Origin of the sequence: Franconibacter helveticus LMG 23732 (genome assembly GCF_000463115.2) — a bacterium.
Lineage (GTDB): Bacteria > Pseudomonadota > Gammaproteobacteria > Enterobacterales > Enterobacteriaceae > Franconibacter > Franconibacter helveticus.
In genome coordinates this window covers 17588-29651 of the sequence record NZ_AWFX01000021.1, presented here as the reverse complement: position 1 = coordinate 29651, position 12064 = coordinate 17588, and the positions used below count along the sequence as shown (strand labels likewise).

Sequence of the window (12064 nt, the reverse complement as noted above, 5' to 3'; positions counted from 1 at the left end):
TTCAGCCTGCTGTCGCGAGGTGGCGTATATTACGCTTTCCTCTTTCAGAGTCAACCCTTAATTTCAGGATTTTTTCTCTTCCGACTCACCGTCGCTGTGTGATGTTTCTCATCAGCGCCGTGTCGATGGAGGCGCATTATAGGGAGTTCTCTTTTCACCGCAACAGGAAAATGACATAAAAATGACTGACTGCTGCATTCCCCAGCAAAACCCCGCTTTATACCTTCTTATGTACAGAGTTATCCACAAAGCCCACTAAACCCGAAATTTTGCGAGCGCCACGCAAACGTTTTCGTTACAATGCCATCCCGATGACAGCGACGCCCCACCTGGGGCGTTAGCTGAGAATTGCGAAAATAAATGTGCAATATTCAGCTAACGCTCTTTGCAATGAACCAAATCCAGGGGATTTAACACCATGCAACAACGTCGTCCTGTACGCCGCGCTCTGCTCAGCGTTTCTGATAAAGCCGGTATCGTCGAATTCGCCCAGGCGCTCTCCCAACGTGGCGTCGAGCTGCTTTCTACAGGCGGCACGGCTCGCCTGCTGGCGGAGGCGGGTCTGCCGGTTACGGAAGTTTCTGACTATACGGGCTTCCCGGAAATGATGGATGGACGCGTCAAAACACTGCATCCCAAAGTGCATGGCGGCATTCTCGGTCGCCGGGGCCAGGATGATGCGATTATGGCGCAACATGACATCGCCCCTATTGATATGGTGGTAGTGAACCTGTATCCCTTCGCGCAGACGGTAGCCCGTGAAGGCTGTACGCTGGAAGACGCGGTAGAGAATATTGATATCGGCGGCCCGACGATGGTCCGCTCCGCCGCCAAGAACCATAAAGATGTCGCAATAGTGGTTAAGAGCAGCGACTACGAAGCCATTATTAGCGAGCTGGACGCTAACGACGGCTCGCTCACGCTTGAGACTCGCTTCGATCTCGCCATTAAGGCTTTCGAGCATACCGCCGCTTACGACGGCATGATCGCTAACTACTTCGGCAGCCTCGTTCCCGCTTACCATGGTGAAACCCAGGCGCCGGCTGGCCGCTTCCCTCGCACCCTGAACCTGAACTTTATTAAGAAGCAGGATATGCGTTACGGCGAAAACAGCCATCAGCAGGCCGCCTTCTATATAGAAGAGAATATTAAAGAAGCCTCCGTCGCCACAGCGCAGCAAGTGCAGGGCAAAGCGCTTTCCTATAACAACATCGCTGATACCGATGCGGCGCTGGAGTGCGTAAAAGAGTTTAGCGAACCGGCCTGCGTTATCGTTAAGCACGCCAACCCGTGTGGCGTGGCAGTCAGCAGCTCTATCCTGGAAGCTTATGACCGCGCTTATAAAACCGACCCGACTTCCGCTTTCGGCGGCATCATCGCCTTCAACCGCGAGCTGGATGCAGAAACCGCACAGGCTATTATCTCTCGTCAGTTTGTAGAAGTGATTATCGCCCCCTCCGCCAGCGAAGAAGCGCTGAAGATCACGGCGGCTAAGCAAAATGTCCGCGTACTGGTTTGCGGCGAGTGGAAAGCGCGCGTCGCGGGCCTTGATTTCAAACGCGTTAATGGCGGGCTGCTGGTTCAGGACCGCGACCTTGGCATGGTGACAGAGCGCGATCTGCGCGTTGTCACTAAACGCCAGCCGACTGAGCAGGAGCTTCGCGACGCGCTGTTCTGCTGGAAAGTGGCGAAGTTTGTGAAGTCCAACGCCATCGTTTATGCCAAAGAGAATATGACCATCGGCATCGGCGCCGGTCAGATGAGCCGCGTTTACTCCGCCAAAATCGCTGGCATCAAAGCAGGCGATGAAGGTCTGGAGGTGAAAGGTTCCGCTATGGCTTCCGACGCCTTCTTCCCGTTCCGTGACGGCATCGACGCGGCAGCGGCTGTAGGCATTACCTGCGTTATCCAGCCAGGCGGTTCTATTCGGGACGACGAAGTTATCGCGGCAGCAGATGAGCACGGTATCGCCATGATCTTCACCGACATGCGTCATTTCCGCCATTAATCAGGGAGCGTAACGATGAAAGTATTAGTGATTGGCAACGGCGGGCGTGAACATGCACTGGCCTGGAAAGCGGCACAGTCGTCAAAAGTAGAAACGGTGTTTGTCGCGCCAGGGAATGCGGGCACGGCGCTTGAACCGACGCTGCAAAACGTCGCTATTAGCGCAACAGACATTCCGGCGCTGCTGAGCTTCGCGCAGAGCGAGAATATCGATCTCACGATTGTCGGCCCGGAAGCGCCGCTGGTGATTGGCGTGGTGGACGCGTTTCGCGAAGCAGGTCTGACGATTTTCGGCCCGACTAAAGGCGCCGCGCAGCTTGAAGGCTCAAAAGCCTTCACCAAAGATTTTCTTGCGCGCCACGCCATCCCGACGGCGGAGTACCAGAACTTTACAGATATTGAACCGGCGCTGGCTTACATCCGTGAAAAAGGCGCGCCGATTGTCATTAAAGCCGATGGTCTGGCGGCGGGCAAAGGCGTGATTGTCGCTATGACGCTGGAAGAAGCGGAAGCGGCAGCGAAAGATATGCTGGCAGGTAACGCGTTTGGCGATGCGGGCCACCGTATCGTGGTGGAAGAATTCCTCGACGGCGAAGAAGCCAGTTTTATCGTTATGGTGGATGGCGAGCATGTCGAACCGATGGCCACCAGCCAGGATCACAAACGCGTGGGCGATGGGGACACAGGCCCCAACACGGGCGGCATGGGCGCCTATTCTCCGGCGCCTGTCGTAACGGACGAGGTTTTCCAGCGCGCCATGGATCGGGTGATATGGCCGACCGTGCGCGGCATGGCGGCGGAAGGCAACACCTACACCGGCTTTCTGTACGCAGGCCTGATGATCGATAAGCAGGGCAACCCAAAGGTCATTGAGTTTAACTGCCGTTTCGGCGACCCGGAAACGCAGCCTATTATGCTGCGTTTGCAATCTGATCTTGTGGAGCTGTGTCTGGCCGCCTGCGAAGGCAAACTGGATACCGTACAGTCACAATGGGACCCGCGCCCCTCTCTTGGCGTTGTCATGGCCGCGGGCGGTTATCCGGGCGACTACCGCACTGGCGATGTCATCCATGGCCTGCCGCTGGAAGAGATCGCCAATGGCGACGGCAAGGTTTTCCATGCCGGGACAAAACTGCGTGACGATGAGCAGGTGGTCACCAGCGGCGGACGCGTGCTCTGCGTGACTGCGCTTGGCGAAAGCGTGGCGCAGGCGCAACAGCGCGCTTATAAGCTTATGGCGGATATTCACTGGGACGGTTGCTTTAGCCGTCGGGATATCGGCTATCGCGCCATTGCTCGCGAGCAGCAAAAGTAAGCCTGTCTGTGAAACTAAAGCGGCGAAATCTTTCGCCGCTTTTTTTATTTAGACACTGTCATATTCAGAAACTGTCAGGCTTCGGCTGCCAGCTACAAAAGTCTTCATTCGCCACCAGCAAAAGCTGCGCCCCCTGCGGCGATTCCAGCCAGGCTACGCTAACTTCAAGCGAAGAGTGATTCTGTCGACGTTCAATATGGCTTAACGCCAGCGCCTCAAGCTTCGGTTTTACGGTTTGCCCCTCACAGGTCGTTACCGTCCGGTCTGCATGCCAGCGCCCCTGTCGCAGCGCTACACGCCCGGCGCGCAGCGCATTGCTGGTGCTGAGCAATTGCTCCGCCCGATATTGATAAAGCGCTATCTGGTCGCTGGAAAGCTGCTGCTTCTGTCCATTGACTTCGCGTTGCATAAAACTCAGGCCGCCGCGATCGTCAAAGCGGACTTTTATGGTTTCCGCCGGCTTGCCATAGACATGAATTTCAAGAGAGGAGAGTTGTTCGCCTTGCCAGCGATATTCGCTGGTTGACGTGTCGCCGCTGCGCCACGGGCTGAAGGCAGTGAAAAGGTGAACCGCGTCGCCGTTATCCTTTCGCCAGATACGTACGGCGCCCTGGTCGGCCGCATAGCCGCTGGCGGTAAAAGCAGGGAGCGAATCATGGTGGCTACAGGCGCTCAGCAACAGCGCGCCCGCCAGCGCCCATAGCGGGCGGCGGATAAACGAAAGGGGCGATATCGCCCCTCTGTTAAAACTGTTCACTGCCATGCGCAATCTTATTTGATAGCGTCTTTCAGTGCTTTACCAGAAACAAATGCCGGCACGTTAGCTGCGGCGATTTTGATTTCTTTACCGGTCTGCGGGTTGCGGCCAGTACGCTCAGCGCGGTGGTTCACTTTGAAGGTTCCGAAACCAACCAGTTGTACAGCATCACCTTCTTTCAGAGACTCAGTAATCGCAGCCAGAGTGGATTCCAGAGCAGCTTTCGCTTGCGCTTTAGACAGGTCAGCCTTGTCCGCAATTACATCAATCAGTTGAGTCTTGTTCATAAGTTATCCTTACAATGTGTTTATCGCTTGCTAAGCATCGAGTGCGACGGAAATGCCAGAAAAGCACTCTCCTGCATACACGCACCGATAGCCACTTTTTTTCGCCTCCCAAATGTAGACCAGACGGGGGGCTAATTGGAAGCCTTCAGGAGAGACAAAACAGGCTGTAAATCACGTTTTGTTGTCTCATTGCTGCAAATTTATACCGATATTGCTAACGCCATCTTCGCGCAGGTCGCTGCGCAGGCCTTTGATTAACTCAACATCTCGTTCTTCGCAGGCGGCCAGCAGACGGAAAATCTCCCACTGAATGTCCCATTCCTGCTCTACCGCCGGGTTGGCTTTCAGCTCATCGTCGGTCATTTCGCGTCCGGCCTGGGTCATTTCCAGCATCGCCACGGTGGTGATAGAGGTCTTGCTGACTTCGATAGCATGTTCCAGCGTTTCGCCGCTCAGCCGGGAGTGAATAAGTTCGCTTAAGGCCACGCAGGCGTCGATAGCGGGATAAACGCCATAGATATCGTAATCGTCTGCGGCGGGGATCGCCTCTTCCAGCTTCTCAAGCTGGCTGTCGAAATTCACCTTTGCATCTTTAACCGTCAGCGTTTCCCAGATGAGATCCAGGATACGGCGGTAAATCGCCGCATCGCCAAAGCCGGTTTGCTGGCAGAACATGGCATAGTTGGGATACATACGTTCGCAAAGCGACGCCATAAAAGTCACGTGCTGCCAGCTTTCCAGCTTTTCAAGGCGCAGGTGAATGGGGTTTTGTAACATAGTGGTCTCTCACGAACCGAAAATTAGCGGCAGTGTACCGCAATCACCCCTGGATTTCCTGCCAACGTACAAAAGCCGGACGGCCCGAAGCGACGGCGTCGGCCCAGCGCGTCGGCTCCGGCAAACGGTAGCCTTTCGTGCAGCGCTGCACCCAGCCCAGGGCGGTATCAAGGCCCACCCGATGACCGGTTGAGACAAACAGCGGATTGCAGCGGTTTTTGCTGCGCCAGACCCAGGCAAGCTGCTCGCCTTTATCCATTAGCGGCGCCACCGCGCCCGGCTCGTCGGAAAGCGGTTCAAATTTGCCGCAGAGGCGCTTTTTAGCAACACCAATAGTCGGCACATCGATAAGCATGCCGAAATGGCTGGCGACGCCGAGTCGGCGCGGGTGGGAGATCCCATGCCCGTCCACAAACAGCAGGTCGGGTTTACGGGAAAGTTTTTCCCACGCCGCCATCAGCGCAGGATATTCGCGAAAAGAGAGAAAGCCGGGGATATAAGGCATCGTCGTGGCGATGCGCGCTACCTGATATTCCACCAGCTCCAGGGAGGGATACTTAAGCAGAACCATGGCAGCGCGGGTTACTTCGCCGCCCTGCTCAAAACCGACATCCGCGCCGCCGATAAAAGCCGGGGTGTCGGTTATCAGGCGATCCTCGCGGACCACCTCAGAAGCCAGTTCCAGTTGTTGCGCGCGCAGTGCTGCAAGATCCATTTTTTCTCCTTACTGATGATAAGGCGCAGACAGCCGATGCACCGCCTCCACGAACGCTCCAGCATGCTCTGGCGGCACATCCTGATGAATGCCATGCCCCAGGTTGAACACATGGCCTTCGCCCTTGCCGAAACCAGCAAGTATAGTCGCCACTTCCTCTTCAATGCGGGCAGGCGGCGCATAAAGCATGGAAGGATCCATGTTGCCCTGCAACGCCACTTTGTCACCGACCCGACGACGGGCGTCGGCAATATCCGTGGTCCAGTCGAGGCCCAGCGCGTCGCAGCCGGTTGCCGCCATCGCTTCCAGCCACTGACCGCCGCCTTTGGTGAAGAGCGTCACTGGCACGCGTCTGCCTTCGTTCTCACGCAGCAGACCATCAACGATTTTATGCATGTAATAGAGCGAGAACTGCTGATAGTCGCGCCCGGTCAGCACGCCGCCCCAGGTGTCGAAAATCATCACTGACTGCGCGCCTGCGCGGATTTGCGCATTGAGATAAAGCGTGACGCTTTGCGCGAGTTTATCGAGCAACGCGTGCAGCGCCATCGGCTCGGCATACATCATTTTCTTAATTTTCGTGAACGCCTTACTGCTGCCGCCTTCCACCATGTAAGTGGCGAGCGTCCAGGGGCTGCCGGAGAAACCAATCAGCGGCACTTCGCCTTTAAGTTCGCGGCGGATAGTACGCACCGCGTTCATCACATAGCCCAACTCCTGCTCCGGGTCCGGCACCGGCAGCTTATCCACATCCGCTTTGCTGGTGATGGGCGAGGTAAAGCGCGGGCCTTCGCCAGCTTCAAAATAGAGCCCCAGCCCCATCGCGTCGGGAATAGTGAGGATGTCTGAAAAAAGGATCGCCGCATCAAGCGGATAACGGCGCAGCGGCTGTAACGTTACTTCACAGGCAAGCTCCGCGTTTTTGCACAGCGACATAAAATCGCCCGCCTGGGCGCGGGTGGCTTTGTATTCCGGCAGGTAGCGTCCCGCCTGTCTCATCATCCACACCGGGGTGACATCAACAGGCTGGCGTTGCAGCGCGCGCAGGTAGCGATCGTTTTTCAGTTCGGTCATTTTTATCTTTCCTTAAGAGGCAGGCCGATAGTTTACCACGTCATTCATACTCTGCCCGGCACTGCGCGACCGTATCTTCTATCAACCGGCGCGCCACGGTGCCCGGCGGCGGCAATAGCGGCAACTGGTCATAGCGATACCAGCCGGCGTCCAGCAGCTCTTTCGGGTCGATTTTAATTTCGCCGCTCTCATATTCCGCCACAAACGCGGTCATCAGCGACTGCGGAAACGGCCAGGGTTGCGACGTTACATAGCGCAGATTTTTTACCCGAATGCTGCTCTCTTCCATCACTTCACGCGCCACCGCCTGTTCAAGCGTCTCCCCGACTTCGACAAACCCTGCCAGAACGGTATAAACGCCGTTACGGTGACGGGTATGTTGGGCAAGCAGGATTTTATCTTCACGCCGAATGGCGACGATGATGCAGGGCGCGATTTGCGGGTAGTAGCGCTCATGACAGTGGCCGCAAAGCATCGCCCACTCGCTTTTGCTGTTATGCATCGTATGCCCGCAGTAACCGCAAAATTTATGCGAGCGGAAAAACTCCGCCAGCTGCACGCCGCGCCCTGCCAGTTGAAACAACCCGACATCCTGGTCCATAAGCTGGCGCACCGAGCCCATCTCCTGGCGGCGGTTCTGGCTCACCAGCCAGACAGGCTCATTCTGCCACTCGCCAATCTGCCGGGCCGGAACGCCGACCAGATCGACCTCCTGCGCGTTGCCGTAGGGTAATTCGCCGCCAGGCAACCATAATTTCTGTTCATGGCTGACTATCCACCAGCCATGGTCTAACTTTTCTATAGGACGTTCCATACGTATTGCACTACCTCTGCTTCACTGGCATGTTGGTAACATTGTTATTACAAATTTTGGGTGTTTTACCGTTTTAATCTTTTAACTCACGGAGTCAATCATGCTAAACCAGCTAAAAAGTCTGACAGAACGCGTTGGGGGCAGTAATGAGCTAGTCGATAGCTGGCTTAATGCTCGCAACAATCTGTTGGTCGCTTATTACAATGTGGTTGGTATCAAGCCTGGCAAGGAATCGCTGACGGCGCTGGATGAAAAAGCGCTGGATGATTTTTGTCACAGCCTGGTGGATTATCTCTCCGCCGGTCATTTCAATATTTATGAACGCATTATCAGCGAAATGGAAGGCACCAGCCCACTGCTCGCCGCCACGCAGATCTACCCGCAGCTGGAAGCAAACACGCAGGAAATCATGGCGTACTACGACAGCAATCTGGAAAACGCTATCGATCACGATAACTGCATTGAATTCCAGCAAGCCCTTTCCGGCATAGGCGAAGCGCTGGCGACGCGTTTTACCTATGAAGATCAGCTCATCATGCTGGCTTTTGATAACAATCTCGGCAGCAGCGCGAATGATGAAGCCGCGCTTGCACGCCCTGCTTGAGTTTCGCTCTGTTAACGAGTAGTTTACAAACTGCCCCGCGCGTTTAGCGGGGTATTATCTTGTCGGAGTGCCCAGTACGAAAGTACGGGCTGAGACCGTTAATTCGGGATCCGCGGAACCTGATCAGGTTAATACCTGCGAAGGGAACAAGAGTAAACCTGTCGCACAGCCGCCTTTACAGGCGAGCCTGTCTGTTACTCCTTCCGTCGTTCTGACAAGCCACTCCTGAAAGTTAACTGGAATGCGCTATGTCTGTACCAACAAAACCCCATCGCCGCGAACAGCGCGCGCAAGCACAGCAGTTTATCGATACGCTGGAAGGCACCGCTTTCCCCAATTCAAAACGTATTTACCTGACCGGCAGCCGTGAAGATATACGCGTACCTCTGCGCGAAATCCAGCTTAGCCCAACGCTCACTGGCGGCAGCAAAGAAAACCCGCAGTTTGAGGCCAACGAGCCAGTGCCGGTTTACGATACTTCCGGCCCTTACGGCGACCCTGACATCGCCATTGACGTGCATCAAGGCCTGGCGAAACTGCGCCAGCCCTGGATTGCTGAACGTAATGACACTGAAGCGCTCACCGGGCGCAGCTCAGCTTACACCCGCGAACGCCTGGCGGACGACAACCTGGACGAGCTGCGCTTTAGCGGCCTGCTGACGCCGCTGCGCGCAAAGCCCGGCAAGCGCGTTACGCAACTGCACTACGCCCGCCGGGGCATCGTCACGCCGGAGATGGAGTTTATCGCGCTGCGTGAAAACATGGGGCGCGAGCGTATTCGCACCGCCGTGTTGCGCCAGCAGCATCCGGGAGAAGGGTTTGGCGCGAGGCTGCCTGAAAATATCACGCCGGAGTTTGTACGCGACGAAGTGGCCGCCGGCCGCGCTATCATCCCCGCCAATATTAACCACCCGGAAGCCGAGCCGATGATTATCGGGCGTAACTTTCTGGTAAAGGTCAACGCCAATATCGGCAATTCAGCAGTGACGTCATCCATTGAAGAAGAGGTTGAAAAGCTGGTCTGGGCGACCCGCTGGGGAGCGGACACGGTAATGGATCTCTCCACCGGTCGCTATATTCATGAAACCCGCGAATGGATTTTGCGCAACAGCCCGGTGCCCATCGGCACGGTGCCGATTTACCAGGCGCTGGAGAAAGTTAACGGCATCGCCGAAGACCTCACCTGGGCGATGTTTCGCGACACGCTGCTGGAGCAGGCGGAACAGGGCGTTGATTACTTCACCATTCACGCCGGCGTGCTGCTGCGTTACGTGCCGATGACGGCGAAGCGCCTGACCGGCATCGTTTCCCGCGGCGGTTCGATCATGGCGAAGTGGTGCCTTTCTCACCATCAGGAAAACTTTCTTTACGACCATTTCCGCGAGATCTGCGAGATCTGCGCCGCCTATGACGTTTCCCTTTCGCTTGGCGACGGCTTACGCCCCGGCTCCATTCAGGATGCCAACGACGAAGCGCAGTTTGCAGAGCTGCATACGCTGGGCGAGCTGGCAAAAATCGCCTGGGAGTATGACGTACAGGTGATGATTGAAGGCCCGGGCCACGTGCCGATGCAGATGATCCGGCGCAATATGACTGAAGAACTGGAGCAGTGCCACGAAGCGCCTTTCTATACGCTGGGGCCGCTAACCACCGACATCGCGCCGGGTTATGACCATTTCACCTCGGGCATCGGGGCGGCGATGATCGGCTGGTTCGGTTGCGCCATGCTCTGTTATGTCACGCCGAAAGAGCACCTCGGCCTGCCGAATAAAGAAGATGTGAAACAGGGGCTTATCACCTACAAAATCGCCGCTCACGCAGCCGACCTGGCCAAAGGCCACCCTGGCGCGCAAATACGCGATAACGCCATGTCAAAGGCGCGATTTGAATTCCGCTGGGAAGATCAATTCAACCTGGCGCTCGACCCGTTCACCGCCCGCGCTTACCACGACGAAACGCTGCCCCAGGAATCAGGCAAAGTGGCCCATTTCTGCTCGATGTGCGGCCCGAAATTCTGCTCAATGAAAATTACCCAGGAAGTGCGCGACTATGCGGCGAAGCAGGAAATCGCCGCTGGCATGAGCGACATGTCTAACGCGTTTCGCGCTAAAGGCGGGGAGATTTATCTGCGCAAGGAGGGAGCATGAGTTATCAGCCTGCTTTCCCGCCGACGCCCTTGCGTCTGGGGCTTTACCCGGTTGTGGACAAGGTGGAATGGATTGCGCGCCTGGCAGAAGCGGGCGTGCGCACCATTCAGTTGCGTATTAAGGACAAACAGGAGGATGACGTGGAGGCGGATGTGGTCGCCGCTATCGCGCTCGGTAAACGCTACAACGCGCGCCTGTTTATTAACGACTACTGGCGGCTGGCGATAAAACACCAGGCTTACGGCGTGCATCTCGGACAGGAGGATCTGGAAACCGCCGACCTCGCGGCCATTCGCGACGCCGGACTCCGCCTTGGCGTTTCTACCCATGACGATATGGAAATCGACGTGGCGCTGGCGGTTCGGCCTTCTTACATCGCGCTCGGGCATGTTTTCCCGACGCAGACCAAACAGATGCCTTCCGCGCCGCAGGGATTACAGCAGTTGGCGGAGCACGTAAAACGCCTTGGCGATTACCCGACGGTGGCAATTGGCGGCATCAGCCTTGAGCGCGCGCCCGCCGTGCTGGAAACCGGCGTGGGCAGCGTGGCGGTAGTCAGCGCGATTACTCAGGCTGCCGACTGGCGTAAAGCCACGGCGCAGCTGCTGGAGCTGGCGGGGGCGGGCGATGAATGACGCGGATTTCATGCGCTATAGCCGCCAGCTTCTGCTGGAGGATATTGGCCTGGCCGGTCAGCAACGGCTGCTCGCCAGCCGGGCGCTCATCGTCGGGCTGGGCGGTTTAGGCTCGCCGGCGGCGCTTTATCTCGCGGGCGCGGGCGTTGGCACCCTGCTGCTGGCGGATGACGATAAGGTGCATATCAGCAATCTCCAGCGCCAGATAGCATTTAGCGAAAAAGATATCGACCAGCCAAAGGCGCTGGCGACGCAGCGGCGGCTCGCGCAGCTCAATCCGCATTTGCAGCTTCAGGCGCTGAATACGCGGCTGGCAGGCGATGCGTTGCGCGAAGCGGTATCTCAGGTCGATCTGGTGCTGGATTGCAGCGATAACATGGCCACCCGTCAGGCGGTAAACGCCGCCTGCGTTACGCTGGAAAAACCCCTTGTCACCGCAAGCGCCGTCGGCTTTGGCGGCCAGCTTGCGGTTTTCACGCCGCCTTTCACGCATGGCTGCTACCGCTGCCTGTGGCCGCAGGAGGGCGAGCCTGAGCGCAACTGCCGCAATGCGGGTATCGTCGGCCCGGTGGTCGGCATACTGGGCGCGCTCCAGGCGCTGGAGGCGATAAAACTGCTGTGCGGCATGGACACCGAGCGCAGTTCGCTGCGTCTTTTCGACGGCCGCAGCCTGCAATGGCGCGCGCTGGCCTTGCAGCGCGCCTCCGGCTGCCCGGTATGCGGAGGGCGGCATGCGCATTTTGCTTAACGAAGAACCGCTGCAATGCGCCGATAACCTAAGCGCGAGCCAGCTGCTTTTGCAGCTTAATCTCGATAAACCTGGCACCGCCCTTGCGGTTAACCAGACCATCCTGCCGCGCGAGCGGTGGCCGCACCACATCCTACAGGAGGGTGACCACCTCCTGCTGTTTCAGGTTATCGCCGGAGGCTGA

The 12064-nt window shown here is 57.1% G+C and carries 13 protein-coding genes and 1 riboswitch; of the genes, 7 read left to right on the top strand and 6 right to left on the bottom strand.

Features of this window, described 5'->3' with window-relative positions:
• The first annotated feature begins 418 nt into the window (after positions 1 to 418).
• Together purH and purD are read left to right on the top strand one after the other, a co-directional pair.
• Entirely contained in the window at positions 419 to 2008 is a 1590-nt protein-coding gene (gene purH / locus DW56_RS06095) for a bifunctional phosphoribosylaminoimidazolecarboxamide formyltransferase/IMP cyclohydrolase (RefSeq protein ID WP_024553519.1), read from the top strand.
• Between the two features lie 15 nt (positions 2009 to 2023).
• Positions 2024 to 3322 carry a phosphoribosylamine--glycine ligase gene (gene purD / locus DW56_RS06090; RefSeq protein WP_024553520.1) on the top strand — a complete coding sequence of 433 codons (1299 nt, stop codon included), beginning with the start codon at positions 2024 to 2026 and terminating at the stop codon, positions 3320 to 3322.
• A gap of 64 nt (positions 3323 to 3386) precedes the next feature.
• Here the strand turns inward: purD and DW56_RS06085 are convergent, their stop codons facing one another.
• The 6 genes from DW56_RS06085 to nudC form a co-directional block, all read right to left on the bottom strand.
• Positions 3387 to 4079, bottom strand: coding sequence for a DUF1481 domain-containing protein (locus tag DW56_RS06085; protein ID WP_024553521.1), 693 nt, complete (start codon positions 4077 to 4079; stop codon positions 3387 to 3389).
• Positions 4080 to 4093: 14 nt separating this feature from the next.
• Positions 4094 to 4366 (bottom strand): nucleoid-associated protein HU-alpha, encoded by a 273-nt coding sequence (gene hupA / locus DW56_RS06080; protein WP_024553522.1) that lies wholly within the window; start codon positions 4364 to 4366, stop codon positions 4094 to 4096.
• Between the two features lie 186 nt (positions 4367 to 4552).
• The gene (locus DW56_RS06075) at positions 4553 to 5143 is read right to left on the bottom strand and encodes a YjaG family protein (protein ID WP_029589745.1); all 591 of its coding nucleotides are present in this window, start codon (positions 5141 to 5143) and stop codon (positions 4553 to 4555) included.
• 43 nt (positions 5144 to 5186) lie between these two features.
• Positions 5187 to 5858 carry a deoxyribonuclease V gene (nfi, locus tag DW56_RS06070; RefSeq protein ID WP_024553524.1) on the bottom strand — a complete coding sequence of 224 codons (672 nt, stop codon included), beginning with the start codon at positions 5856 to 5858 and terminating at the stop codon, positions 5187 to 5189.
• 9 nt (positions 5859 to 5867) lie between these two features.
• The gene (gene hemE, locus DW56_RS06065; protein WP_024553525.1) at positions 5868 to 6932 is read right to left on the bottom strand and encodes a uroporphyrinogen decarboxylase; all 1065 of its coding nucleotides are present in this window, start codon (positions 6930 to 6932) and stop codon (positions 5868 to 5870) included.
• 40 nt (positions 6933 to 6972) lie between these two features.
• A complete protein-coding gene (nudC, locus tag DW56_RS06060) occupies positions 6973 to 7746 on the bottom strand; it encodes an NAD(+) diphosphatase (protein ID WP_024553526.1) in 774 nt (257 codons plus the stop codon).
• A 100-nt stretch (positions 7747 to 7846) separates the two neighbouring features.
• On the opposite strand from nudC, the gene DW56_RS06055 reads away from it, so the two are divergent.
• The 5 genes from DW56_RS06055 to thiS all read left to right on the top strand — a co-directional run bounded on the left by DW56_RS06055 (position 7847) and on the right by thiS (position 12064).
• On the top strand, positions 7847 to 8350 hold the full coding sequence (locus DW56_RS06055) for an Rsd/AlgQ family anti-sigma factor (protein ID WP_024553527.1): 504 nt from the start codon (positions 7847 to 7849) through the stop codon (positions 8348 to 8350).
• 53 nt (positions 8351 to 8403) lie between these two features.
• Positions 8404 to 8513: riboswitch (TPP riboswitch) on the top strand.
• Positions 8514 to 8598: 85 nt separating this feature from the next.
• Complete coding sequence (gene thiC, locus DW56_RS06050; RefSeq protein WP_024553528.1) at positions 8599 to 10497, top strand: phosphomethylpyrimidine synthase ThiC; 1899 nt, start codon at positions 8599 to 8601, stop codon at positions 10495 to 10497.
• Positions 10494 to 11132, top strand: coding sequence for a thiamine phosphate synthase (thiE, locus tag DW56_RS06045; protein ID WP_024553529.1), 639 nt, complete (start codon positions 10494 to 10496; stop codon positions 11130 to 11132). Before thiC ends, thiE begins: the two co-directional genes overlap by 4 nt.
• Positions 11125 to 11880: a HesA/MoeB/ThiF family protein gene (locus DW56_RS06040; RefSeq protein WP_024553530.1), complete on the top strand. Its 756-nt coding sequence runs from the start codon at positions 11125 to 11127 to the stop codon at positions 11878 to 11880. Before thiE ends, DW56_RS06040 begins: the two co-directional genes overlap by 8 nt.
• Positions 11864 to 12064 (top strand): sulfur carrier protein ThiS, encoded by a 201-nt coding sequence (thiS, locus tag DW56_RS06035; protein WP_024553531.1) that lies wholly within the window; start codon positions 11864 to 11866, stop codon positions 12062 to 12064. The genes DW56_RS06040 and thiS overlap by 17 nt, the downstream gene beginning before the upstream one ends.